General features: G+C 71.0%; 19 protein-coding genes and 1 pseudogene. 10 read left to right on the top strand and 10 right to left on the bottom strand.

Annotated features, from left to right (window positions below; all coding sequences use genetic code 11):
* Positions 1 to 71: 71 nt before the first annotated feature.
* Positions 72 to 1,445: an MFS transporter gene (locus G4Z16_RS02745; RefSeq protein ID WP_197348998.1), complete on the top strand. Its 1,374-nt coding sequence runs from the start codon at positions 72 to 74 to the stop codon at positions 1,443 to 1,445.
* Between the two features lie 62 nt (positions 1,446 to 1,507).
* On the opposite strand, the gene G4Z16_RS02740 is transcribed toward G4Z16_RS02745, so the two are convergent.
* Positions 1,508 to 2,218 (bottom strand): response regulator, encoded by a 711-nt coding sequence (locus G4Z16_RS02740; protein ID WP_197348997.1) that lies wholly within the window; start codon positions 2,216 to 2,218, stop codon positions 1,508 to 1,510.
* Position 2,219: 1 nt separating this feature from the next.
* Positions 2,220 to 6,698 (bottom strand): HAMP domain-containing protein, encoded by a 4,479-nt coding sequence (locus tag G4Z16_RS02735; protein ID WP_246530646.1) that lies wholly within the window; start codon positions 6,696 to 6,698, stop codon positions 2,220 to 2,222.
* 86 nt (positions 6,699 to 6,784) lie between these two features.
* Between G4Z16_RS02735 and G4Z16_RS02730 the strand changes: the two genes are divergently transcribed.
* Positions 6,785 to 8,602, top strand: a complete 1,818-nt coding sequence (locus G4Z16_RS02730) for a SpoIIE family protein phosphatase (protein ID WP_197348996.1) — start codon at positions 6,785 to 6,787, stop codon at positions 8,600 to 8,602.
* Positions 8,603 to 8,781: 179 nt separating this feature from the next.
* Positions 8,782 to 8,973, top strand: a complete 192-nt coding sequence (locus G4Z16_RS02725) for a response regulator transcription factor (protein ID WP_343070932.1) — start codon at positions 8,782 to 8,784, stop codon at positions 8,971 to 8,973.
* On the opposite strand, the gene G4Z16_RS02720 is transcribed toward G4Z16_RS02725, so the two are convergent.
* The gene (locus G4Z16_RS02720; RefSeq protein ID WP_197348994.1) at positions 8,963 to 9,802 is read right to left on the bottom strand and encodes a helix-turn-helix transcriptional regulator; all 840 of its coding nucleotides are present in this window, start codon (positions 9,800 to 9,802) and stop codon (positions 8,963 to 8,965) included. The genes G4Z16_RS02725 and G4Z16_RS02720 overlap by 11 nt on opposite strands.
* A gap of 111 nt (positions 9,803 to 9,913) precedes the next feature.
* On the opposite strand from G4Z16_RS02720, the gene G4Z16_RS02715 reads away from it, so the two are divergent.
* Positions 9,914 to 11,560 (top strand): AMP-binding protein, encoded by a 1,647-nt coding sequence (locus G4Z16_RS02715; protein WP_246530645.1) that lies wholly within the window; start codon positions 9,914 to 9,916, stop codon positions 11,558 to 11,560.
* A 107-nt stretch (positions 11,561 to 11,667) separates the two neighbouring features.
* Here the strand turns inward: G4Z16_RS02715 and G4Z16_RS02710 are convergent, their stop codons facing one another.
* Together G4Z16_RS02710 and G4Z16_RS02705 are read right to left on the bottom strand one after the other, a co-directional pair.
* Positions 11,668 to 12,864: an amidase gene (locus G4Z16_RS02710; protein WP_197348992.1), complete on the bottom strand. Its 1,197-nt coding sequence runs from the start codon at positions 12,862 to 12,864 to the stop codon at positions 11,668 to 11,670.
* Between the two features lie 120 nt (positions 12,865 to 12,984).
* Positions 12,985 to 13,815, bottom strand: coding sequence for an IclR family transcriptional regulator (locus tag G4Z16_RS02705; RefSeq protein ID WP_197348991.1), 831 nt, complete (start codon positions 13,813 to 13,815; stop codon positions 12,985 to 12,987).
* A gap of 105 nt (positions 13,816 to 13,920) precedes the next feature.
* Between G4Z16_RS02705 and G4Z16_RS02700 the strand changes: the two genes are divergently transcribed.
* The 6 genes from G4Z16_RS02700 to G4Z16_RS02675 all read left to right on the top strand — a co-directional run bounded on the left by G4Z16_RS02700 (position 13,921) and on the right by G4Z16_RS02675 (position 21,156).
* Positions 13,921 to 15,369 (top strand): MFS transporter, encoded by a 1,449-nt coding sequence (locus G4Z16_RS02700; protein ID WP_197348990.1) that lies wholly within the window; start codon positions 13,921 to 13,923, stop codon positions 15,367 to 15,369.
* Entirely contained in the window at positions 15,366 to 16,907 is a 1,542-nt protein-coding gene (locus G4Z16_RS02695; RefSeq protein WP_197348989.1) for a mannitol dehydrogenase family protein, read from the top strand. The genes G4Z16_RS02700 and G4Z16_RS02695 overlap by 4 nt, the downstream gene beginning before the upstream one ends.
* 84 nt (positions 16,908 to 16,991) lie before the next feature.
* Entirely contained in the window at positions 16,992 to 18,113 is a 1,122-nt protein-coding gene (locus G4Z16_RS02690; RefSeq protein WP_197348988.1) for an L-idonate 5-dehydrogenase, read from the top strand.
* Positions 18,110 to 19,363: an alpha-hydroxy acid oxidase gene (locus tag G4Z16_RS02685; RefSeq protein WP_197348987.1), complete on the top strand. Its 1,254-nt coding sequence runs from the start codon at positions 18,110 to 18,112 to the stop codon at positions 19,361 to 19,363. The genes G4Z16_RS02690 and G4Z16_RS02685 overlap by 4 nt, the downstream gene beginning before the upstream one ends.
* Before the next feature lie 153 nt (positions 19,364 to 19,516).
* Positions 19,517 to 20,248: a creatininase family protein gene (locus G4Z16_RS02680; RefSeq protein WP_197348986.1), complete on the top strand. Its 732-nt coding sequence runs from the start codon at positions 19,517 to 19,519 to the stop codon at positions 20,246 to 20,248.
* Positions 20,242 to 21,156, top strand: a complete 915-nt coding sequence (locus G4Z16_RS02675; protein ID WP_246530644.1) for a RibD family protein — start codon at positions 20,242 to 20,244, stop codon at positions 21,154 to 21,156. Before G4Z16_RS02680 ends, G4Z16_RS02675 begins: the two co-directional genes overlap by 7 nt.
* 105 nt (positions 21,157 to 21,261) lie before the next feature.
* On the opposite strand, the pseudogene G4Z16_RS32275 reads toward G4Z16_RS02675, so the two are convergent.
* The 5 genes and pseudogenes from G4Z16_RS32275 to G4Z16_RS02655 all read right to left on the bottom strand — a co-directional run.
* Positions 21,262 to 22,083: pseudogene (locus G4Z16_RS32275) on the bottom strand (lysylphosphatidylglycerol synthase transmembrane domain-containing protein); the annotation flags it as partial.
* Positions 22,080 to 22,943 (bottom strand): class I SAM-dependent methyltransferase, encoded by an 864-nt coding sequence (locus tag G4Z16_RS02670; protein ID WP_197348985.1) that lies wholly within the window; start codon positions 22,941 to 22,943, stop codon positions 22,080 to 22,082. The gene G4Z16_RS02670 and the pseudogene G4Z16_RS32275, both read right to left, overlap by 4 nt.
* 11 nt (positions 22,944 to 22,954) lie before the next feature.
* Positions 22,955 to 24,079, bottom strand: coding sequence for a glycosyltransferase family 4 protein (locus G4Z16_RS02665; protein ID WP_197348984.1), 1,125 nt, complete (start codon positions 24,077 to 24,079; stop codon positions 22,955 to 22,957).
* Positions 24,052 to 24,450, bottom strand: a complete 399-nt coding sequence (locus G4Z16_RS02660; protein WP_028434581.1) for a 6-pyruvoyl trahydropterin synthase family protein — start codon at positions 24,448 to 24,450, stop codon at positions 24,052 to 24,054. The genes G4Z16_RS02665 and G4Z16_RS02660 overlap by 28 nt, the downstream gene beginning before the upstream one ends.
* 72 nt (positions 24,451 to 24,522) lie before the next feature.
* Positions 24,523 to 25,533: an MDR/zinc-dependent alcohol dehydrogenase-like family protein gene (locus tag G4Z16_RS02655; protein WP_197348983.1), complete on the bottom strand. Its 1,011-nt coding sequence runs from the start codon at positions 25,531 to 25,533 to the stop codon at positions 24,523 to 24,525.
* Between the last annotated feature and the right edge of the window lie 26 nt (positions 25,534 to 25,559).

The raw sequence follows: 25,559 nt of genomic DNA, 5'->3' as shown, positions 1-25,559 counted from the left end.
GTAGCCACTCGCTATTAACTATCTGGTGGGTTAATTAGAGCCGCCGCCCGGGACGCCCGAAGGAGCACGCCGTGACCGCCGAGAATGAGTCCGGCTCTGCCGCCGCATCGGCACAGCCGCGCAAGGCCGCTGTCGCCGCAGCGGTCGGGAGCGCACTGGAGTACTACGACTTCTTCATCTATGGCAGCGCCGCCGCCCTGATCTTCCCGAAGATCTTCTTCGACGACTCCAACCCCGCGGACGCCACTCTGCTCTCCCTTGCCACCTTCGGCGTCGCCTACGCGGCACGTCCGCTCGGCGCCCTGCTGCTCGGGCACGTCGGCGACCGCTTCGGACGCAAGAAGATCATGCTCTTCACGCTGCTCCTGATGGGAGTGGCGACCTTCCTGATCGGCTGCCTGCCCACGCGCGCCCAGATCGGAGGGGCGGCGCCCGCCCTGCTGGTGCTGCTGCGCATCATGCAGGGGATATCTGCCGCCGGCGAGCAGGCCGGGGCCAACTCGATGACTCTGGAGCACGCGCCACAGCACAAGCGCGGCTGGTTCACCAGCTTCACGCTCAACGGCACCCAGGCCGGACAGCTCCTGGCGACGCTCGTGTTCATTCCCGTCGCGGCCCTCCCGGAGGAGCAGATGCTCACCTGGGGGTGGCGCATACCGTTCCTGCTGAGCGCCGCGGTCGCCTTCGTCGGCTACTTCATCCGGCGGACCCTGCATGAGACGCCCGTGTTCACGAAGCAGGCCGAGGCAGGTCAGGTCGCGAAGCTTCCTCTGGTGACGCTGATCCGCGGGCACTGGAAGGCCGTTCTGCGGGTCGTCTGCGGTGCGCTGATCGCGTCCGTCAGCACGATCTTCACCGTATGGGCGCTGTCGTACGCGACGAGCGATGCCGTCGGCATGGACCAGTCCGGAATGCTGTGGGTCGGCGCGCTCGCCAATCTGGCCGCGCTGGGCGCCATCCCGCTGTGGGCGAGGCTGTCCGACAAGGTCGGCCGCAGGCCCGTCTTCCTCGCCGGGGCGGTGGGCAGCGCCGCCACGATGTTCCTGTACCTGTGGGCGATCTCCACCGGCAGCTACCCGCTGACGCTGCTGAGCGGAATCCTCTGCTTCGGCGTCGTCTACAGCGCCGCGAACGGCATCTGGCCCTCGTTCTACGGCGAGATGTTCCCGACGTCCGTACGGCTGTCCGGCATGGCCGTCGGCACCCAGATCGGCTTCGCCATCTCCGGGTTCGCGGTGACGTTCGCCGCCGGCATCGCCGGGCCGGAGGGAGACGGCTGGGCAAACGTCGGGCTCTTCACGGCAGCGCTCTGCGTGCTGCCCGCACTCGCCGCGCTGACCGCCCGCGAGACCGCCCATGTCCCCACCGAGGAACTCGGGTTGCCCGCCGGCGGGAGCGCCGGGGCGGCCGGCGAGGTTCCGCACCGTACGGCCGAGCGCGCCTGACGGACCTCACGGACCAGAAGCAGGGGAGAACGGGAGCAGCCGCGCGGGGTCGCGCGCTCACCTCACCTGGCGTTCCCGTTCGCCGCCCCCAGCCTGCGCACGATCTGCTCGAGATCCGCGATGCGGTCGGAGAGGTCTGCCGACGCGGCGGTCTCGCCGTCCCTCAGCCTCATCTCGATCTGCACGAGCATCTCCGTGATCTGCGCGAGCTGCTCGGCACCGCCCTTGCCGGCTCCCATGCGCTCCGGCTGGCCGGACGCGGACCAGGTGCCTTCAAGCGGTCCCTCCACCGCACTGCCCTGGCCGCCGGCGCGGGGTGAGTGCTCGGCGACCAGGAGACGTCGGAGCTGCTCGGCCTGGACGGCGAGTTGGCGGTTCTTGCGGTCCAGGTCGAGAAAGACGTTGACCTTCGTGCGCAGCACCCACGGATCGATGGGCTTGGAGAGGAAGTCGGCGGCACCCAGGGCGTATCCGCGGTAGGCGTAGTCCGCGTCCACGTCCGTGCCGGTCAGCAGGATGACCGGCACGTCCTTCGTCTGGTCCAGACGCTTGATGTTGCTCGCGGTCTCGAAGCCGTCCATCCCCGGCATGAGCACGTCGAGCAGCACGACGGCGAAGTCCTGGCGCAGCATCGCCTTCAGCGCTTCCTCGCCGGAACGCGCGGTCACCAACTGCTGGTCCAGGGGCCCGAGTACGGCCTCCAGGGCGATGAGGTTCTCCTCCATGTCGTCCACGATCAGGATGCTGGACCTGTCGGGCACGGCGGCACTCATGTCATCCGTCCCGCGTCTCGTTGCCGGCGTCGTCACCGGGAGGGCCGATGTGGTGCTCCCTGCCCCCGGCGCCGTCCGGCGAGGCCGTGCTGTGCGGTTCCACACCTCCCGGCGCCGGCCCTGAACCGTTCCTTCCTGCCGCCGTCTCCGTCGGCCTCTCCGCCTCCGTCTCGCGTGCCGTCACCGGCGGTTCGGCTGAGTCGTTGCCGTCCGTGCTGCCGCTGCCGCCGGGCGTTCCCACCCCGCGGCCGCCCTTGAGCAGGTTGTAGATGGACTGCAGCAGCTCGTCGAGGTCCACCGGCTTGGCGACGTAGAGGTCGGCGCCCGCGTCGAGCGCCTTCTTGCTGTCGCCGGACATGGCCTTCGCAGTGAGGGCGATGACGGGCAGGCCCGCCAGACGTGGTGTGCGCCGGATGGTCTGGATGGCCTCGTAGCCGTTCATCTCCGGCATCATGATGTCCATCAGGACGACCGACACCTCGGGGGAACGGTCCAGGACGTCCAGCCCCTCGCGGCCGTTCTCGGCGTACTTCACCGAGACGCCCACACGCCCCAGTACATGGGTGAGGGCGAAGACGTTCCGGATGTCGTCGTCGACTATGAGCACGTTCGTCCCCGACAGCACCTGGCCGCGCTCCCCGCCCAGCCAGTGCTTGAGCTGCGTGGTCTCGGGCCAGGTGTCCTCCTTGTCCTTCGCCCGCTGGTCGGTGCTCGCCGGCCGCCCGGTGCCCACGGTCTCCACCTGCGGTGAAGGCGCAGCGGCCGGCTGGGACGGCTCCGGCCATGCCGCGGGAGTGGGTTCTGCCGGGGCTCCGCCCTCCGGTGCCTCTTCGGCTTCCCCGGGCTCAGCCGGTTCCGTGGGTGCGGGGGCGGCCCCTCCCGCCGGGCCGAGCGGTTCCGCCTCGGGCAGAGCGGCCGGCGGCGGAGTCGTCGTGACCGGCTTGCCGCCCGCGGAGTCGCGGCCGCTGACGGTCGCCGGAGTGCCCACGCGCTGCGGCGGGCCGGCGGGGGCGCTGCCCGGGTAGACCGACGGTATGTAGAGGGTGAAGCGCGAGCCCACGCCCACCTCGCTCTCGACGTCGATCCGCCCGCCGAGCAGCCCGGCGATCTCCCGGCTGATCGACAGCCCGAGGCCGGTGCCGCCGTACCGGCGGCTCGTCGTGCCGTCGGACTGCTGGAACGCCTCGAAGATCACCGCGAGCTTCTCCCGCGGGATGCCGCTTCCGGTGTCCTTGACGGAGAAGGCGAGCACGGACTCGGCGTCGCGCAGCGTCGTCTCGTCGAAGTCCTTTTGCGCGACCCGCTCCACGCGCAGCTCGATGCCGCCGGACGAGGTGAACTTCACGGCGTTGGAGATGAGATTGCGCAGCACCTGCTGGATGCGCTGCTCGTCGGAGTACAGATCGCGCGGCACGTTCTCGCCGACCGCGATCTCGAACGCCAGCCCGCGGTCGATCGTCATCGGCCGGAACGTCGCGTGCACGTAGTCCAGCAGCTTCGTCAGCGGCAGCGAACGCGGCCGCACGTCCATCCGCCCGGCCTCGACCTTGGAGAGGTCCAGGATGTCGTTGATGAGCTGGAGCAGGTCCGATCCCGAGCGGTAGATCGTGGTGGCGAAGTCCACCTCCTGCTCGGAGAGCCGCCCGTCGGGGTTGTCGGCGAGCAGCCGCGCCAGGATGAGCAGCGAGTTCAGCGGAGTGCGCAGCTCGTGCGACATGTTCGCCAGGAACTCCGACTTGTACTGGGACGACGTGGCGAGCAGCGCCGCCTTGTCCTCGAGTTCGGCGTTGGTGCGCTGCAACTCGTCCGACCGCTGACGCAGTTCCTTGGTCAGGCGCTGCGACTCGGAGAGCAGGACCTCCGTACGGGCGTTGGCCAGGATGGTGTTGATGGAGACGCCGATGGTGTGCACGAACTGGTCGATGAAGGTCAGGTACACCTCGTTGAACTTGCTGAACGACGCGACCTCGATGACACCGAGCGCCCTGTCCTCGAAGAGGATCGGCAGGATGAGGATGTTCGCCGCGGGCGCGGAGCCCAGACCCGACTCCACTCTCACGTAGTTCGGCGGCGCGTCCTCGATGAGGATGCGCTTCTTCTCGGCGACGGCCTGCGATATCAGCCCGCGCAGCGGGGATTCGGGTCCGCCGGGTTCCTCGCGCCCGCTGGTGCCGTAGCCGGCGATGTACTCCAGCTCCTCGCCCGGCTTCCCTCCGGAGCCGACCAGGAAGAACGCGCCGGCCTGGGCGTTCACCAGCGGAGTCAGCTCCCGCAGGATCAGGTCGGCGACCTCGACCAGGTCGCGCTGGCCCTGCATCAGCCCGGCGATGCGCGTCAGGTTGGACTCCAGCCAGTCCTTGGTGCGGGTGGTCTCGCGCAGGTTGGCCACCATCACGTTGATGTTGTCCTTCAGCTCCGCCACCTCGCCGCGGGCTTCCACCTGGATGGAGGGGGACATGTCGCCCTGGGTGACGGCGCTCGCGACCTCGGCGATGGCACGGACCTGTGTGGTCAGGTTCAGGGCGAGCTCGTTGACGCTCGTCGTCAGTCCCTTCCAGGTGCCGTAGACCCCCTCGACGCGTGCCTGGCCGCCCAGTTGTCCCTCGCTGCCGACCTCGCGTGCGACGCGTGTGACCTCCGCGGAGAAGGAGGAGAGCGTGTCGACCATGGTGTTGAGGGTGGTCTTCAGCTCCAGGAACTCGCCGCGCGCGTCGACGTCGATCTTCTTCGAGAGGTCTCCGTTGGCGACCGCCGTGGCGACCTGGGCGATGTTGCGGACCTGCGAAGTCAGGTTCGTGGTCATGAAGTTGACGTTGTCGGTGAGGTCCTTCCACACGCCGGAGACGCCGTGGACCTGGGCACGGCCGCCGAGGTTTCCTTCGGTGCCGACCTCGCGTGCGACGCGTGTGACCTCGTCGGAGAAGGCCCGCAGCTGGCGGACCATCGTGTTGACGGTGTCCTTCAGCTCCAGGATCTCGCCGCGCGCGTCGACGTCGATGTTCTTCGAGAGGTCTCCGTTGGCGACGGCGGTGGTCACCTGGGCGATGCTGCGGACCTGTGAAGTGAGGTTCAGCGCCATGGAGTTGACGCTGTCGGTCAGATCCTTCCACACCCCGGACACGTCCCTGACCTGGGCCTGTCTGCCCAGGTTTCCTTCGGTGCCGACCTCGCGTGCGACGCGTGTGACCTCGTCGGCGAAGTCCGAGAGCTGGTCGACCATCGTGTTGAGGGTGGTCTTCAGCTGGAGGATCTCGCCCTTGGCGTCGACGGTGATCTTCTGGCTGAGGTCGCCCTCGGCCACCGCGGTGGCGACCTGGGCGATGCTGCGTACCTGCGAGGTCAGGTTCGAGGCCATGAGGTTGACGTTGTCGGTCAGGTCGCGCCAGACACCGGAGACGCCTCGCACCTCGGCCTGCCCGCCGAGGTTTCCTTCGGTGCCGACCTCGCGTGCGACGCGTGTGACCTCGTCGGCGAAGGCGGAGAGCTGGTCGACCGTGGTGTTCACGGTGCCCATGAGCTGGAGGATCTCGCCCTTGGCGTCGACGGTGATCTTCTTGCTGAGGTCGCCCTGGGCGACGGCCGCGGAGACCTGGGCGATGTTGCGGACCTGCGAGGTCAGGTTGGACGCCATGAGGTTGACGTTGTCCGTGAGGTCGCGCCACGCCCCCGACAGACCTCGCACCTCGGCCTGCCCGCCGAGGTTTCCTTCGGTGCCGACCTCGCGTGCGACGCGTGTGACCTCGTCGGCGAAGGCGGAGAGCTGGTCGACCATCGTGTTCACGGTGAGCTTCAGTTCCAGCAGCTCACCGGAGGTCTCGACCATGACCTTCTGCGTCAGATCACCCCGCGCGACCGCCGTCGTCACACCGGCGATGTCACGTACCTGCCCCGTCAGCCGCTCCGCCATGGTGTTGATGGCCTCGGTCACGCGGCGCCAGTCACCCGAAAGGTCCCCGACATCCGCACGGCCGCCGAGGTTGCCCTCGGTACCGACCTCGCGGGCGACCCTGGTGACCTCTGCGGTGAACATGGACAGCTGGTCCACGAGACGGTTCAGGCCGCTGTCCAGGCGCCCGAGGTCGCCGTGCTTGCCGTTGTGCCGGTCCATGTGGTGGGTGAGATCCCCGTCGGCGATCGCCTCCAGCACCCCGGTCGCCTTCGTCACGGGGGTCCCGAGAGCCTCGATGAGCTGATTCGCCTCGTCGACGTTGGTGCTCCACGAGCCCGGACCCGGGCTCGCTGATATCCGCTCGTCGAGTCGGCCCTCCTTGGCCACTTCCCGGCGGACGCGCCTCAGCTCCGTGGTCAGATGGTCGTTGCGCGCGGCTATCTGGTTGAACACCCCCGCCATCTCACCCAGAATCCCCTCGCTCTCGGCTGACGCACGGACCGAGAAGTCGCCATCGCTGAGCGACCTCATGTCTCCCAGCAGTCGACGCAGGTCCGCCTCGCGTATCGACTGGCCCTGGGCCTCGTCCATGGCATCCCATCCCAAGCATCCTGGATGTCTGGCTTTATCCTATTGTAGAGGCTTTATCGCGAGGACATCCGAGTCAGGAGTGGCTTGTGCGACTGCCATCCGCCGGCCTGAGCGATCCCGAGTCGCGCAGGGCCCTGCCCACAAGTCAGCTCGCACCGTCCACCGCACGCGCGATCGTACGCTCGGAGATCGAGAAATGGGGGCGCGCGAGCACGGCGCCGTGGCGGCTGACCGAGCGGCTGGCGGACGACGCGGAGCTCCTCGTCAGCGAACTCGTGAGCAACGCCCTCATGCACGCCGGCACCCAGATCGAGGTGGCCTGCGGCGTCGAGACGGACGTGCCCGGACCGGACGAGCCCGGCGAGGCGCACGGACCGGTCGAGGTCTCGGCAGTGCTGGTCGAGGTGGTCGACAGACAGCCCACCGGCCGTGTCAGCGGCGACACCTCGGCAAGGCGCGGAGGCCGTGGCCTCGGGCTCCAGATCGTCGGGGCCCTCGCGCAGTCCTGGGGTGTGACCTACCGGCGCACCGAGAAGGTCGTGTGGTTCCGTCTCGCCGTCGCCGAGATGGTCGCCAAGCCGTCCGGGTCGCTCAACGAGGCGATGCACCGCGAACTGGAGGCCGCGGAGATCTTCACCTCTTCCGAGCGTTCCGACCGCCGCCGCACCGCGGAGTGGGCCGACCGCGGCGGCGCGTTCCTGGCCGAGGCCAGCGAGCTGCTCTCGGGGCAGCTCGACGAGGACATGGTCGCCGCGCTGGCCGGCCAGCTGCTCGTGCCGAGGCTGGCCGACTGGTGCGCGGTGTGGCTGACCAACGAGGCCGGCGGGATGCGCCTGTCCCGTGTGTGGGACGTCGACGAGCGCAAGGTGGACGCCCTGCGCTTCGCTCTGGAGCCTGATCCGCCGCCGGCCGGCCTGCGGACCGTGGGCATCCCCTGGCCCTGGCCGGAGAGCGCGGACGATTCCGGGACGGGCGGTTCGGCGCTGGCCTTCTCCCTCGTCGCGGGCGGCACCTGCCTGGGCTCGCTGGTGATCGGCAGGGCAGGACCGACCGAGATGACCGACTCCGTGGCGCGGACCGTGGAAGACGTCGCGCGCAGGGTGGCACAGGCCGTGGTCACCGCACGCCAGTACGCGCGCCAGACCAGCATCAGCCGGGCGCTCCAGCGCAGACAGCTGCCGCCCTCGCTGGCCAGCCTGCCGGGTGTGGAGACAGCGATCGTCTACGAGCCCCACGCCATGGGCCAGACCGTCGGCGGCGACTTCTACGACCTCTTCCCCATGGGTGACAACCGGTGGTCGTTCCTGCTCGGCGATGTCCAGGGCAAGGACCCCGAGGCGATGTCCGTGACCGGGCTGACCAGGCATCTCGTCCGGCTGCTCGCCCGTGAGGGCCACGGCGTGGAGTCCGTGCTCGACAGGCTCAACGCCGCCATGGCCGAGGAAGGGGCCGAGGCCGTGGCCGTGGGCGGTGAGAGCGCGCAGCCGCGCTTCCTGAGCCTCGTCTACGGGGAGCTGGAGCCGGACAGGCAGGCGGGCGGCGCGCACTGCTCGATCGCCAGTGCAGGACATCCGGCGCCGCTGAAGCTGTCCGCGGACGGTGTGGTACCCGTGGTCGAGTCGCAGATGCTGCTCGGAATCGACGAAGGCACCGCGTTCGCGGCCTTCGGCTTCGACCTGAGACCGGGGGAGACGCTGCTGTGCGTCACCGACGGCGTCACCGAACGGCGCAGCGGTCAACGGCAGTTGGACGACAACGACGGGCTCGCCGAGATCCTGGCGACCTGTGGCGGCATGGGGGCGATGGCGGTGGCGGAGCGGGTACGCCAGGCCGCGCACGATTTCGGGCCGGAGCCGGTCGAGGACGACCTGGCGATCCTCGTGCTGCACGCCGTGCGCGGCTGAACTGCCCGGCACCGGTCTGGAGGCCGTCGTCGCGGCGCAGGGCCTGAGCAGCGGCCGAACGTCCGACGAACTCGCCCGGCGCGCCGAGGAGTTGAGGCAGCACCGCCGCCCGGGCCCCGTACCGCGCTGCCGGAGGGAGCAGGACCCACGGGCCGGCTGACCAGCAGGGAACGCCAGATCTGCGACTGGCCGCATCCGGCATGAGCAATCCGGCCGTCGCCGGGCATCTGAACATCTCCGTGCGCACCGTCTCGAACCATCTGCAGCGCGTCTACGACAAGCTGGGTGTCACGCGCGCGGAACTCGGGACGGCGCTTGCACTACCGCCCGCTCCAGGGCCGGCGGCTCCGGGGCCCGGCGTCAGGGAATGATGGCCGCGCGGCGCGCGGCCACCACCGTCTCCATCCGCGTGTGGGTGCCCAACTTCCGCATGGCGGACCGCAGATAGGCCTTGACGGTCTCCGGCTTCAGCCCGGTACGGGCGGCCACCGCGGCGTTCGTTCCGCCGCCGGCGACGCACGAGACGACGTCCACCTCGCGCGGGGTGAGGGAGACCGTCTCCGCCGCGTGCTCCGTGGATGCCTGCGGTCCGCAGGCCGTCGCCAGCCGGCCGCAGGCGTCGAGGAGTTCCTGCTTCAGCTCGCCCTCCGGCAACCGCTGGGCGAGGGTGCGCAGTTCGGCGTGCGCCTCGCGCACCTCCTCCCAGGCGCGGGGATCGTCGACGGGGGCCGGCCGCGCCTGCATCAGCCGCTGTGCCTCCTCACGGACGGCGAGGGTCTGCTCCAGCTCCCGTACGGCGTCGGCCGCGGTGTCCAGGGCGCGGTCGCCGAGCGCGAGCGACTCCCGCAGAGCCGCGTACACCACGCCGCGCACGCGGCGGCGGACCACGACGGGCACCGCCAGCACCGAACGCAGACCCTCCGCCGCCACGGCGGCGTCGTACTCATGGCTGATCACACGCGAGGACCGGTAGTCGGTGACGGAGGTGGGCCTGGCCAGCGCGACGGCCTTGCCGCCCAGCCCGTTGCCCGGCGCGATCGCCAGGCCGCGCAGCGCCTGCGTGGTGGTACCCGTCATCTCGGTGATGCGGAACCCGCGTCCCTCTCCGGTCATGCCCGCGAAGGCGACCGGGATCTCGGTGGTGCGCCGCAGCCTGGACAGCGCTGCCCGCACCGCGCCCGATTCGGCCGGATCCGTCATCGCAGTCCCCTCTCGCGTTCCCCGCCCGACCTCACCCCCGTTCGGGGGTGGTGAGGCGCAGATCACTCGCACACGATGCTAAAGCCAAGGCTCAAGGACGAGGAGGTCCCGGTGACCGGAGAATCCACGGCGCTCTCGTATGCGAGCGGGACCGCCACCACGCCGCTGCTGGGTGAGACGATCGGCAGCAACCTCGACCGGAGCGCGGCCGCGTACCCCGACCGTGAGGTCCTCGTCGACGTCCGGGAGGGCAGGCGCTGGACGTACGCGCAGTTCGTCGCCGACGTCGACCAGCTCGCGCGCGGGCTGCTCGCGCGCGGCATCGGCAAGGGAGACCGGGTGGGGATCTGGGCCGTCAACTGCCCGGAGTGGCTGCTCGTCCAGTACGCGACGGCGCGCATCGGTGCCGTGATGGTCAACATCAACCCGGCGTACCGTACACATGAACTGGCCTATGTACTGCGTCAGTCGGGGGTGCGTCTGCTCGTCGCGTCCACCGAGTACAAGACGAGCGACTACCGCGCGATGGCGCGGGCGGTGGCCGGTGAGTGTCCGCAGCTGCTGGAGACCGTCCACATCGGCACGCCCTACTGGGAGGTGCTGGTCAACGCCGGCCACGAGGTCACCGACGAGCAACTCAGGGCCGCGGAAGCCAAGTTGAGCTGCGACGATCCGGTGAACATCCAGTACACCTCGGGGACGACGGGCTTCCCCAAGGGTGCGACTCTCTCGCACCACAACATCCTCAACAACGGATATTTCGTCGGTGAGTTGCTGGGTTACACCGAGCAGGACAGGGTGTGCCTGCCGGTGCCCTTCTACCACTGCTTCGGCATGGTGATGGGCAACCTCGCGGCGACCAGCCACGGCGCCTGCGTCGTCATCCCCGCGCCCACCTTCGAACCGGCGGCGTCGCTCCAGGCGGTGCAGGACGAGCGCTGCACCTCGCTGTACGGGGTGCCCACGATGTTCATCGCCGAGCTCGGGCTGCCCGACTTCCCGGCCTACGACCTCGGTTCGCTCCGTACCGGGATCATGGCCGGCTCGCCGTGCCCGGTCGAGGTCATGAAGCGGGTCGTCGCGGAGATGCACATGGAGGAGGTGGCGATCTGCTACGGCATGACCGAGACGTCGCCGGTCTCCACCCAGACGCGCACCGACGACGACGTGGAGCGCCGCACGGAAACCGTCGGCAAGGTGCTCCCGCACCTCGAGGTGAAGGTCATCGACCCGGGCAGCGGTGTGACCCTGCCGCGCGGAGAGCCGGGGGAGCTGTGCACCCGCGGCTACTCGGTGATGCTCGGGTACTGGGAGGACAAGGAGCAGACCGACGAGGTCATCGACCCGAGCCGCTGGATGCACACCGGGGACCTCGCGGTGATGCGCGACGACGGATACCTGGCCATCACGGGACGCATCAAGGACATGATCATCCGCGGCGGGGAGAACGTGTACCCCCGCGAGATCGAGGAGTTCCTCTACACCCACCCCAAGGTCTCCGACGTGCAGGTGGTGGGCGTGCCCGACGAGCGGTTCGGCGAGGAGATCCTGGCCTGCGTCATCCCCAACGACCAGGACGACCCGCCCTCGCAGGAGGAGGTCGCCGCGTTCTGTCAGGGCCGTCTGGCGCACTACAAGATCCCGCGCTACGTGCGCGTCATGACGGAGTTCCCCATGACGGTCAGCGGGAAGGTGCGCAAGGTCGAGCTGCGCCGCGAGGCCATGGAGGGCGCGGCACCGGTCCCCGGAGCGCCGTAGATCCCGCGCACCGCTGCCGCAGGCGGCCCGGAGGCGTACCCCCGTGCGGGGCCGTGGCGCGGGGGCACGCCCGGAGCCGTCCGCCGTGCCCGGCGGGCCGGACGGGCTCACTGACGGCTCTCGGCGACCGCGAGGTCCAGCAGCGCACGGTCGCTGCCGGGGGCCGCGATCACGCAGATCCCCACGGGCAGACCCCCGGCCGTCATGCGCGGAAGCACCAGGCACGGCAGCCCGGCCCCCGAGGCGAGGCATGTGAGCTGAAGGGCAGCGCTCCTGACCGCGTCCCTCTCCTCGGTGCCCGACTCCCTCGCCGGCGCCGGGCCGGGCGCCGCCGGCAGCAGCAGGGCCGTCCCGGGCGAAAGGGCCGCGCGCAGCGCGCGGGCCGTCGCTCTCACGGACTCGCGTGCCCGTGCCGCGCGCTCCTTGCCGATCCCGGACGCCCAGGAGAAGCGGCGCGCGATCTCCGGTCCGAGCGAACCGGGGTGCGCGGCGACCCACTCCCCGTCGCTCTCCCACACCTGGACGGCCTGGGCGACCGAGAAGGCGGTCGCCCGCTCCTCCGGGTCGCCGCCGAACGCGCACTCCTCCCTGCGCAGCCCGAGCCGGACCGCCAGCCCCGCGGCGGCCGACGCGAACGACTCCCGCACCCGGGGTTCGGCCGGTGCGAGGAGGTCCTGCGAGACGAGCAAGGTGTGGAAGGGCCCCGGGTCCTGGGTCTCGTCGGCCCCGGGCAGCAGCACGTCGCCGATCCGGGCCAGCGTCGGCGCGTCGTGCGCGAGCCAGGCGACGGTGTCGAAGTCCGGCGCCAGCGGCAGCATCCCCGTGACGGGAACGGCTCCGTGGGTGGGGCGCATGCCGTACAGCCCGCAGTAGGAGGACGGTACGCGGATCGAGCCGGCCGTGTCGGTGCCGAGCCCGGCGTCCGCCTCGTGCAGTGCGACGGCGGAGGCCGGGCCGCTGGAGGAGCCGCCCGGAACGCGGTCGGGAGCCTGGGGGTTGGGCGGGGTGCCGTAGTGGGGGTTCGTCCCGTCGAGGCTGTAGGTCAGCTCGTCCGTCTGCGCGATGCCGGTGATCTCGGCGCCCGCGTCGAGCAGCGCGCCGACCGCCCAGGCGTGCGCGGTCTCCGGTTCCGCTTCGGCGAGGAAGTCGGGATTGCCCGCGCCGACGCGCTGCCCCGCGATCGCGTACACGTCCTTCACCGCGAGCCGCAGGCCGCTCAGCGGCCCGCTGCCTGACGGGGCGACGAGCGGGGCGCCGCGCTCCCGCCACACCGCTTTCTCCGCGTTGGTCTCCGACGGGGTCATGGGGCCTCCGCATGCAGCCGGGTGGGTGGTCGTCGCCGCGGCCCGCGGCGAACCGGGACCGGGGTGCGATGTGTACCCGCTCGAAGGCGCCGCCGGACACACCTGGTCCACGGGCGGGTCTCAGCGGCCGAACAGCGGTTCCAGCCTCGCCGCGGTCTGCGCCAGCGCGGAGCGCAGCGCCAGCACCTCGTCCCGCGACACCACGAAGGTGACCGTCGAGATGCTGACGGCTCCGATCACCTGGTGCTCCGAGGCGCGCAGGGGAACGGCGATGCATCTGACGTTGGCCTCGTTCTCCTCCTCGTCCAGCGCGTAGCCCTCCTCCCGCACGTGTGCGAGTTCCTTCTTCAGGGCTGCGCGCGTGGTGATCGTGGCGTCGGTGCGGCGTTCCAGGCCCGCGCGCTCGACCAGTCCGTCCACTGCTTCGTCGTCGAGGGCGGAGAGGATGCACTTCCCGATCGCCGTGGAGTGCAGCGGCTGGTACATGCCCACCCGAGAGGCCATGGCGAACGGCTGGTCCCCTTCGACCTTGTGCGTGTAGATGATGCGGTCGCCGCTGCGCACGCCGACGTGGACGGTCTGGCGCACCTCCTTCTGCAGCTCGACCAGCACGCGCTCGATGCTGTCGCCGCTGCCCGAGCCCGCGATGGCGGCACCCAGGGCGCGCACGGCGGGGCCGATGCTGTAGCTGCCGCCCTCGTGTGCGACGGCCCACCCCTCTTCGGTCAGCACACGCAGCAGCCTGTGCGCCGTCGGCTTCGACAGCGCGGCGGAAGCGGCGAGTCCGGCCAGCGGGACGGGCGCCTGCGACGAGCAGAGCGCGTCGATCAGCCGGAGCAGCCGTCGCGGAGCGGCTCCGTCGCCCGCGGTGGACTCCCCGCCGGCGCCGGTGCCAGGGCTCTTCCCAGCCGAGGAAGGGGACTTCGACGAAGCCGGGTCGGCAGAAGTCATTGACACCACCACGCACTCTCCATAGGTTGCGGCAGGATTCTAGATCACGGAATCCCGTTCCGGGAGCCGGAATTGACTTCGATGCGGCAGACGCAAGGAGGGTGCATGACCGCGCAGGCGGAAGTACGAAACCTCTCGGACGTCGCCGCCAGACACGTCCTGGCGAAACACGGGACCGACACCGGCCGCCGCACGGGCTGGCTGATGATCTCCACGATCCTGATCGAGGCGTGGGACCTGTACTCGATCTCCTTCCTCCTGCTCTTCGTCCAGGCCGAGTTCCACCCCAGCGCGGGCATGCTCGGCCTCGCGTCGGCAGCCGTGCAGCTGGGCGCGCTCATCGGTGCGGTGTGCGGAGGCTGGTTCGCCGACAGGTTCGGGCGGCGGAAGGTCTTCATCACCACGATGGTGCTGTTCGTGGTCCTCGCCCTCGCCCAGTCCTTCGCCACCAGCATGTGGGAGCTCGTGATCATCCGGTTCCTGCTGGGACTCCCGCTGGGCAGCGACATCTCCACCGGCTACGCGTACATCATGGAGACGATGCCCAAGGGCAAGCGGGAGGTGATGGGCAACCGCTGGCAGGGCATGTTCGGCCTCGGCGAGATCGCGGCCATCGCCGTCATTACCGTGATGTACCTCAGCGGCATGGACCACAGCCTGCTGTGGCGCATCGGTCTCGGCATCGGTGCGATCCCCGCGCTCGTCCTGCTCATCGGCCGGCTCGACGTGCCCGACACGGCGCTGTGGCTCATCCAGCGCGGCAAGTTCAAGCAGGCCAAGACCGTCGCGAAGAAGATGTTCGACGACGACCTGCCGATGCTGCCCGACGAGGACCACGTCATCGAGCGCCCCCGCACCCGGGACTTCCTGGCCGGCATCTGGAAGGACCCGGTACGCAAGAAGGCCAGCATCTTCGCCTGGATATCCAACGCGATGCAGGGAGCGGAGTTCGCCGCCTTCGCCTTCTACCTGCCCTTCATCCTCGTACTGACCGGCGTCTCCGGGATAGCCGAGACCAACTTCATCACCGGGGCCATCTACATCCTCGCCACCATCAGCGGTTTCGTCGGCCCCGCGATCACGCCGCGCCTCGGCCATCGCGGCGTCGCCCGCTGGGGGTTCGGCATGGCGTTCGTCTGCCTGCTGCTGGCAGCGCTCTTCCTCCACCTGGACTGGAAGCCGCTGGTGCCGCTTGCCGCCGCCGGCCTGATGTGGGGTCATTACTGGGCGGCGTCCAACGGCATGACCATCGCCTCGATGGTGGCGCCCAGCCGGTACAAGGCGACGGCCTCCGGTTTCGGATACATCTTCGTGAAGCTCGCCGCCTTCCTGACGATCTTCCTCTTCCCGGTCCTCTTCGAGAGCCTGGGCGTTCCGCTGGCGACGGTCATCGTCTCGGTCCTCTCGCTGACCGGCTATCTGGCCGCGACCTATGTGCTGCCCGAGGTGTACGGGTACGTCGAGCAGGAGGAGGAGAGTTCGGACGGTGCGCCGCGGGGCAGCACGGACACCACGGGCGCCCCGTCGAAGTCCGTTGCCGAGGAGCGTTCTTGAACGGAGCCGGCGGTCCGCACCGCATCCTGCACCTGGGCCTGGGCAACTTCCACCGAGCCCACCAGGCCGTGTGCACGCAGGACGCCGGGCGCTCCGGCGACCCCTGGCAGATCACGGGGGTCGCCGGCAGCACCCGCCGCGTCGTCGAAGCGCTGCACCGTCAGCGGATGCGCTACAGCGTCGTCACCCTCGGCCCCGAGGAGACCCGTGTACGCCAAGTGGCAAGCATCACCGACGCGTTCGTCGCGGCGGACGAGCCGGACCGGGTGACGCGGGAGATCGCCGACCCGGGCACCCGTGTGGTCTCGCTGACCGTCACCGAGAAGGGGTACGACATCGACCCCCTCACCCGGCGTCTCGACCTGGACTCGCCGGGGATCCGCGGGGACCTCGAAGCGGGATCGCCGCCCCGCAGCACGATCGGCCGGCTCGCTGCCGGACTGCTGCGCCGCGCCCGCGAGTCGGGCGCTCCGGTGACTCTCCTCAGCTGCGACAACGTCACGGCCAACGGCACCACCCTGGCGGGTCTGCTGCGCGACTTCGCCGCCGCGCTGCCGCTCCACGACGGAGCCGAACTCCTGGGCTATCTCGATGAGTCGGTGACCTGCCCGGACACCATGGTGGACCGCATCGTTCCCGCCACGACCGACGTACACAGACGCCTGGCCGCCGAGGCGGGCCACCAGGACGAGGTACCGGTGCCCGCCGAGCCGTTCTGGATGTGGGTGATGAGCGACCGTTTCGCCGCCGGCCGGCCCGCCTGGGACCAGGCCGGTGCGGTCATGACGGACCGCGTGCACGACTACGAGACCGTCAAGGTGCGCCTGCTGAACGGCAGTCACTCACTCCTGGCCTATCTCGGGCTCCTCACCGGGCGCGCCCTGATCGCCGACGCGGCCGCGGACCCGGCGATCGCGCGGGCGGTGCGTCTGCTCGGTGACGAATACGAGCCGACGCTCACCCTTCCCGACGGCTTCGAAGTGTCCGCCTACCGGCACGAGTTGGGCGAGCGGTTCGCGAACCGCCGGCTGGCCCACCGCACTACGCAGGTCGGCGCCGACGGATCGCTCAAGCTCGCCCAGCGTGTGCCCGACGCGGTCCTGTGGCACCTGGAGCGCGGCCGGGTTCCCTCCGCGCTCGCACTGACCGTCGCCGCCTGGCTGCGCTGCACCGCGTACCCCGAGCAGCTGGACCCGGACCGCGCCGGAGTGCCTGTGGACCCGAACGGCGAGCGGATCCGGGCACTGGCCGGGCGGACAGGAACAGCGGGCGGCAGCGCCCAGCGCGCCCGGAGCCTGGCGCGTGCGTCCCTGCGCGACCAGGCGGTCCTGGGGCAACGGCTCGCGGAACACGGCGAGTTCGTCGACCGGGTCGCCAAACTGCTGGACGTCATGGAGACCGGGGGAGCAGCCGCGGCCCTGAATGCGGTGTGCGGCGAAGGCCCGGCCCCGGGCGCCCCAGCACCACCGGCCCCCGCGACGTCCGCGACGCCCCCCGGCGCGCAGGCCGAGGATCCCGGGGGGCCGCAGCGCCACTAGACAGAAGTGCTCGCGGACGAACGCGAAGCACGCGGAGAGCGGACAGGACGAAGCCCCGCAGGGGCGGAGGGAAGGAGGTGCGCGGTGCGGACCGCAGTCGTGCACGCCGCTGGTGACCTGCGCGTCGAGGAGCGTCCCGCTCCCGTCCCGCAGCCGGGCGACGTGCTCGTGGCGATGACCCACGGCGGCATCTGCGGCTCGGACCTGCACTACTACCGCGAGGGCGCGGTGGGTTCCTTCACGATACGTGAGCCCCTCGCCCTCGGCCACGAAGTCGTGGGAAAGGTCGCCGAGGACCCGGAAGGGCGGCTCCGCCCGGGGACACCCGTGGCCATCCACCCCGGAACCTCCTGCGGCAGTTGCCAGGAGTGCCGCGAGGGTCATCCCCAAGTCTGCCGCCATACGCGCTACTTGGGGTCGGCGGCCACGTTTCCGCACACCCAGGGCGGCTTCACCGGGCAGCTGGCCGTCCCCTCCGGCCGCCTGCACGTGCTGCCGGCCGGACTGCCCCTCTCCAGAGCCGTACTGGCAGAACCACTCGCCGTGGCGCTCCACGCGCTCAACCGGGCCGGCGGCGTCGCCGGGGCGCGCGTCCTCGTCAACGGGGCGGGGCCGATCGGGGCGCTGACCGCGGGAGCCGCCGTGGCCTGGGGCGCCGAGGAGGTGTGGGCGAGCGACGTCCGCGAACCGCAGCTGCGCATCGCCGAGCGCGCCGGAGCCGGCACCACCGTCCTGGTAGGCGAGGACACGCTGCCCGACGAGCACTTCGACGTCGTCGTCGAGGCGTCGGGCGCCCCCTCCGCGCCCGCGGCCGTGATGGGCGCGATCCGCAGACGAGGCGTGATGGTCCAGCTGGGCGCCGCCCCCGCGGAGCCCGTCAGGGTCCCCTTCGGTCCCGTCGTCGCGAAGGAGATCGAACTGCGCGGCACCTTCCGCTTCGAGCACGAGCTCGGCAACGCCCTGGCCATGCTCGCCTCCTCCGACCGCCTCGAGGCCGTCGTCACCCGCAGCTTCCCGCTGCGTGACGCGGTCGAGGCGATGGAGACGGCCGCCGACCCCGCGGTGCCGGGCAAGGTCGTCCTGCTCCTCGACGGTGAGGACACCTCGCACGGGGCAGCATGCGGCACCGTTGAGCACGAAGGACCTGCACAGACCGCCGCGGGCACCGACAGCACGACCCGCACGACACGGAGAGCAGCCCCATGACCCGACTCGAACGGCGACTCCCGCGCCCCAAGGACCTGGCGCCCCTGCTGAAGCTGAAGACCCGGCACAGGGGCGCCGTGGAGCGCAGGCTGGCCGACGCCCACACCATCTGGGACCTGCGGCGGATCGCGAAGCGCCGCACGCCGGCGGGCCCGTTCGACTACACGGACGGCGCCGCCGACGGCGAGGTCGGGGTGCGCCGGGCCCGGGAGGCCTTCGAGGACCTGGAGTTCAGGCCGGGCGTCCTGCGCAACGTCGACAGCGCCGACACCTCCACGACCGTGCTCGGCGGGCGCTCGGAGCAGCCCTTCGGCCTCGCGCCCACGGGCTTCACACGCATGATGCACTCCGCCGGGGAACGTGCCGTCGTCGCGGCGGCCGAGCGGGCGGGGATCCCGTACGCGCTGTCCACCGTGGGTACCACCTCGATCGAGCAGGTCGCCGAGACGGCGCCCTCGGCCCGCAAGTGGTTCCAGCTGTACCTGTGGCGGGACCGCGACCTCTCGCGCGAGCTCGTGGCGAACGCCAAGGCCGCGGGCTACGAGGCGCTCATCGTCACCGTCGACGTGCCCGTGAACGGCAATCGCCTGCGCGACCTTCGCAACGGCATGACGATTCCGCCCCAGCTGACGCTGAAGACGTTCCTCGACGCCTCGTACCGCTGGGAGTGGTGGCTGAACTTCCTCACCACGGAGCCCTACACCTTCGCCTTCGACAAGGACGGCCACGGCGCGCTGACCGAACTGGTCAGCAAGCTCTACGACCCGACCGTCACCTTCGAGGACCTGGAGTGGATACGGGAGGTGTGGGACGGCCCGATCATGGTGAAGGGCATCCAGACCGTGCGCGACGCCGAATCCGTCATGGCGCACGGCGCGGACGGCGTGATCGTCTCCAACCACGGCGGCCGCCAGCTTGATCGGGCACCCGTCCCGCTGCACCTGCTGCCGGGCATCGCGGAGGCGGTGGGGGAGCGGGGCACCGTCATGCTGGACACCGGGATCATGAACGGCGGCGACATCGTGGCGGCGCTCGCCCTGGGAGCCGACTTCGCGCTCGTCGGCCGCGCCTACCTGTACGGACTCATGGCCGGCGGGGAAGCCGGAGTGGCCCACGCCATCGGCATCCTCTCCGCCGAGATCGAACGGACCATGAAACTGCTGGGCGTCACCAGCGTCTCCGAACTCGGCCCGGACCACGTCCGGTTGATGACCAGGCGCGTTCCGGTCGTATCGGACACGAAGAGCTGAGCGCACGGTGCGGCGGCCCGGCGGCCTGACCACCGGGACTGGTGGCTGTGGAGTTTCTGTGGAAGCGTGATCGCGGCGCACGAGCAGCCCGCCGCGCGTGCCGCTTCCGAGCGGTGCCGCGCCGGCGCACCGCACCGGAGGAAACGACCACCCATGGACACCCCTGCCCACGCCGTCCGCGCGCTGCCCACGGAGACGACCGGCGACGCGGCCGAGCGCAAGGCCACGGTGGCTCTTCTGCCCGTCGGGAGCTACGAACAGCACGGGCCGTACCTGCCGCTGTCCACGGACACGCTGATCGCCTGCTCCGTGGCCGAGCGCGTCGCCGCCGCGTACCCCGTGCAGCTGCTGCCGCCGCTGACGGTCTCCTGCTCGCAGGAGCACGCGAGGTGGCCCGGCACGGTGAGCATCACGGCCGCCACGCTCACCGCCGTCGTACGGGACATCGCCGACTCGCTGCGCCGCTCGGGCGTGCCCGGCCTGGTGCTGGTCAACGGCCACGGCGGCAACTACGTACTGCGCAACGTCGTCCAGGAGGCCACCGCCGAGGGGCACCACATGGCGCTCTTCCCCGTCGGCGCGGACTGGGACGAGGCCTCCGCCAAGGCCGGCATCGAGACCCCGGCGCGCAGCGACATGCACGCCGGCGAACTGGAGACGTCGATCCTGCTGCACACCCGCCCCGACTGCGTACGCGAGGGCTACGAGACCTCCGACCTGATCAGCGACGACCGCAGACACCTGCACACTCTCGGGCTCGGCCCCTACACCGAGTCCGGAGTGGTCGGCAGGCCCTCACTCGCCACGGCACGCAAGGGCGACGAGGTGCTCACCGCGCTCACCGGCGCCTTCGCCGATCATCTGCGTGTCCTGGAGTCGTGGTGACGGCGGCGGGGCAGCCCGCAGGGGCACAGCCGGACACGCACACACCCTCCGGCCGCACCGGCAACGGCGCCGCCGTTCTGGAAGCCGAAGCCGCTTGGGAGAAGCTGCTGGGAGTGCGCACGGCCGAAGAGGCCGGACGGGCAGGACTCGTACGCGGCGAGGGCGGCGAGTGGCGCTGGCGCCGGTCCGCGTCGGCCGAGGCGGACACCCTCGCCTCTCTCTACACCCCGCTCTGCCTGGGCGGGTCCGAACTCGCCTTCGCCCAGCTCGGCCAGAGCGTCGACGGCTTCATCGCCACACGCACCGGCCACTCCAACTACGTCACCGGAGAAGAGGACCGCCTCCATCTGCACCGGCTGCGCGCACTGTGCGACGCGGTGCTCGTCGGGGCGGGCACCACGATCGCCGACGATCCGCAGCTGACGGTGCGTGCCTGCACCGGCACCAACCCCGTGCGCGTCGTGCTCGACCCGCGCGGCAGGACGGGTCACGAGACCCCCGGGGCGCGGGTCTTCACGGACGGGCAGGCGCCGACGCTCCGGCTCGTCGGCGCGGGCGGAGACACTGCGGCGTCCGGCAGCGGAGACGAGGAAGTCGTCGAACTCCCGCGCGGCGACGCGGGGTTCGAGCCGCGGCTAGTACTGGAGACCCTCGCCCGCCGCGGCCTTCGCCGGATACTTGTCGAGGGCGGCGGCGCGACGGTGTCCGGGTTCCTCCGCGCGGAAGTGCTGCACCGGCTGTACGTCACGGTCGCGCCGGTTCTCCTCGGAGACGGCGTACCCGGGCTCCGCTTCCCAGGGCCCGTACGGATGGGGGAGGCCCTGCGCCCCCGGACCCGTGCCTTCCCCCTCGGCGCGGACATGCTCTTCGAACTCGACCTCCTGGACCTCCTCGACGGCACGGCCTGAACGCCGCGCGGCGAGGAGGCGGCAGACCAGCACGCCGGCCCCCGGCAGACTGGACAGCAGCGCGAGCGCCCCGTACACCACCGCGGAGGCCAGCCCCTGTGCCGCGCCCAGACCCGCCGCGCCGAAAGCCAGCGCACACATGCCTTCGCGCGGGCCCCAGCCGCCGACGTTCACGGGCAGGGCCATCACCAGCAGTGCCATGAGCAGCGGGGGGACCAGGGCGGTGAGCGGCGCGGTCGAACCGGCCACTCGCGCCGAGGCCAGGAAGAGCCCCAGGTAGCCCGCCAGCGCGAGAGTGGACAGACCGAGAACGGCCGGCCAGCTCTCCCGTGCGAAGAGCGCCGCTTTGGCATCGATGAGGAAGACACCCAGGTCGCGCCGCCACTTCGCGGCGCGCCCGCCCCGTCCCGCGAGGAAGGCCCCGGCGACGGCCGCCACCACGCACAGCGCGAGGGCAGCCGTGGCGAGCGGCACCTCCAGGGCGTCCAGCACGGGCAGGGGAGGGGGCGCGGCCACGAGCACCACGACACCCGCGGCCACGATGACGGCCTGCCCGGCGGTGCGCTCCAATATCACCGCGCGGACACCCCGCGCGACGTCGCCGGCTTCGCGGCCGTTGCGGACGGCGCGGTGCACATCGCCCAGGACGCCCGAGGGCAGCGTCGCGTTGAGGAAGAGCGCCTGGTAGTAGTCGGCCACGGCCGTGCGCAGCGGCAGACTGATTCCGAGCCGCCCCGCCACGAGACGCCAGCGCCACGCGCTGAAGACGGTCGCGGGGACGCTGAGGGCGAAGGTGATCACGACGGCCTGTGCGTCGATGCGGTCAAGGGCCCCCAGCAGCGCCGAGGTTCCCAGCTTGTGGACCACCACGCCGAGGATGATCAGAGCTATGGGTGCGCGCAGCCGGCGCCAGAGAGTGCCCTTCATATGGAAGCAGTCCCGGCAGGCCTCTCGGGAAGGGCCAGCAGATCGCGGTGGTGGACCACGGCACGCAGCTCGCCCGCGTCGCACGCGTCGAGTCTGCGCCGCAAGTACTCCTCGCTGGCCGCTTCCAGCGACGGCTCCTGCGCACACGCCGCGGCGACCCACCCCAGCAGCCACTGCGCGGTGAGCCCCCTGTCGTCCGGGCCGAGCCGCCACGGGCTGGAGTGCGTGAGAACGGTGGCGCCGTTGCGCTCGAAGGCGGCCGTCGCCGCCTCGACGGCGTCCGGCCCGAGCAGCCTGCGTCCGCTGTCGGTGCGGCGCTGGTGGGCGTCGAAGGCCGCGGCGAACTCCTCGTCCAGCGGATCGGACGGCTCGATCTCCACCTGTCCGTCCACCGACAGCGCCAGCAGCACCGCGCAGCCCGCAGCGGCGCAGCTCGCCGCCAGCGACTCCAACTCCTCCGCGGTCAGCAGGTCCAGCAGGGCGGAGGCGGTCACCAGCGTGGTGCCGGCCAGATCGTCACCGGTCAGCCGTGTGATGTCGCGCTGCTGCGGCACCACCTCGAGCGGACTGCCGTCCGCGGCCTCCCGCGGCATCCGGGCGGCGATGTTCTCCAGCAGCGCCGGGTCGCGGTCGTGCATGAACCAGCGCTGCGGACCGTTCAGACGCGCGGAGAGCCACCGCCCCATCGAACCCGTGCCGCACCCCAGATCGTGAACTGTCAGCAGCCCGCCCGACGCGGTGGTGTCCGCGAGGAAGTCGTGCAGAGGACCGAGGAGCTGCTCGGAGCGGGCGCGGGCATCCGCGTCCTCGCGCAGCGCAAGCCACTCGGGGGCGTAGCGGGGCGAGCCGACAGTGTTCAAGCGCCACTCCGTTATTCGAGCCGAATGTGCTCCAGCACTTCGGCAAGCTGACGAGAGCTTTCGGCCCAACCTTGCAGCTTGGCGCGTCGCCCGCGGGCGGATGTTGTCAGATGCGAACGAATTCCTGGATCTTCCAGCCATCCACGCAGCGCAGCGGTTAGAGCTGCGGTATCGCGCGAAGTGACCAGAATGCCGGGAATGCTCCCGTCGGGTGCGGTGCCGACGGTGTGGGGCACGGCGCCGGCCTCGATGGCGATCACGGGGATGCCGCGCGCGAGCGCCTCGGTGAGCACCATGCCGTAGGTCTCCGTGTGGGAGGCGAGCACGAAGAGGTCCGCGGAGTCGTACGCGGCCGCCAATTCACCGCCCTGCAGAGGACCGGTCAGACGCACCCGCTCGTCCAGCCCGTGATCGGCGATGCGGTGGCGCACCTCCGCCACGAACCCGGGAGCGCGGTCCAGCGGGCCGACAAGCTCGCACGTCCACCGCAGATCGCCGAGACCGGCGAGCGCCTCGACGAGCAGGTCCTGACCCTTGCGCGGTGTGAGCGCCGCGACGCACAGCAGTCGCGAGGCGCCGTCCGTTCCGCGCGCGAGCGGCGCCGGATCGGTGCCGGGCAGCACGGAGTGGACGCGGTCCGCCTCCAGTCCGTGCCGTGAGGCGACCTCGTGCGCCGCCCAGTCGCTGGTCACGACGACGGCCGCCGCCGCGTGCAGGGTCTGCCGCTCCAACTGCTCGAGTTCCGCCGCCTCCGCGGCGCCGAGGCCCGTCTCGTCCGCGAGCGGGAGATGCACCAGCACCGCCAGACGCAGCCTGCGGGCGTGCGGCACGACGACGTCAGGCACGCCGCAGGCGACCAGCCCGTCGACGAGCACGACCGCACCGTCGGGCAACTCCTCCAGCAGGGCGGCCAGTTCGGCACGCGTCGCGGGGGCGGGCCGGGGCCACGCCCCCGCGACGACCCTCTCGTCCACGGGCACTCCCGCCGCGCCCAGCTCGCGGCAGATGCGCAGGTCGTAGTTGTTGCCGCCGCTGACGGAGCGGGGATCGCCGACGTCGCCGGGCATCACCACATGGACGGGCCGTGCGGACGGGCCGGCCACGTCGTTCAAAGCGATCGCTCGTAGCTCGCCCATGCGACATGCGACTCGTGCAGCGTGACCGAGATGCCCTCCAGGCCGCGGGCGCCCTCGCCCAGCGCTCCCGCGTGGATCCTCTCGGCGATCCGGTCGGCCACGACCCTGGCCAGCATCTCCGTGGAGGTGTTGATACCGGCGAAGTCCGGTTCCTCGTCGAGGTTCCGGTAGTTGAGGTCCGCGAGGACGGAACCGAGTTCCTGCGTGGCCGCACCGATGTCCACGACGATGCCGTCGGCGTCGAGTTCCGGGCGCCGGAAGGTGGCGTCCACGAGGAACGTCGCACCGTGCAGGCGCTGTGCCGGGCCGAAGACGTCACCACGGAAGCTGTGGGCGATCATCATGTGGTCACGAACGGTGATGCTGTACATCGGCTCACTTTCCTGTATGTGCACGTACGTCCCCGTACGGGCGGTTCCTGGTACTTGGCGGGCCGGCTACGCTCAGCCGGCCCACGTCTCGTCGGCGTCGTCGTAGGTGATGAGGTGGCACAGGGCGGGGAGCCGCCCGTCCGCGATGCGCGGCATCACCTCGGGAAGTTCGGCGAACCGGGACTCGCCGGTCAGCAGCGTCTCCAGCGCGGGATCGGCGAGGAGGTCGAGCGCGAGCGACATGCGGTCGGCGAAGGAGCGGCGGGCCCGGCGCGACGGCGGCAGCGCGCCCACCTGGCTGCTGCGCAGCGTGAGCCGCCGCGAGTGGAAGGACTCTCCCAGCGGGATGCTGATCCGGCGGTCGCCGTACCAGCTGAGCTCGATGATCTCCCCGTCCGCCGCGAGCAGTTCGAGGGATCTGGTGAGCCCCTCCTGGGACGCGCTGGCGTGCACGACGATGTCGCACTCACCGGTGGCTTCATGGGGCAGGGCGAAGGGGACGCCGAGTGCCTCGGCGACTGCTGCCCGTCCGGGATCCGCGTCGATCAACTCCACGCGTGCGGCGGGAAAACGGGAGAGCACGGAGGCCACGCAGGAGCCCACCATCCCCGCACCGACGACCGCGATCCTGTCGCCCAGCGAGGGAGCGGCGTCCCACACGGCGTTCACCGCCGTCTCCACCGTGCCGGCGAGCACCGCACGCCTCGCCGGCACCGGTTCGGGTACGGGCGTCACGGCGTCCGCGGGGACCACGTACCGCGTCTGGTGGGGGTAGAGGCAGAAGACGGTGCGGCCCAGGAGCCCCCGGTCCGAGCCCTCTCCGCACTCCTCGACCACGCCGACATTGAGGTAGCCGTACTTGACCGGCCCGGGGAAATCGCCTTCCTGGAAGGGGGCCCGCATCACCCCGTACTGGTTCTCCGGCACCCGGCCGTCGAAGACGAGGGTCTCCGTTCCGCGGCTGACGCCCGAACAGAGCGTGCGGACAAGGACTTCGCCGGGCCCGGGCGGATCCAGCGACACGGTGCGGATCTCACCTGAACCCGGGGAGCGCAGCCAGTAGGCGTGGGCGGTGCGCTCCATCTATGTGTCCTCCAGGTATGACGACA

The organism is Streptomyces bathyalis, assembly GCF_015910445.1.
Lineage (GTDB): Bacteria > Actinomycetota > Actinomycetes > Streptomycetales > Streptomycetaceae > Streptomyces > Streptomyces bathyalis.
Note: the sequence above shows the minus strand (reverse complement) of the source record. Positions and strands in the feature narration are given on the sequence as shown.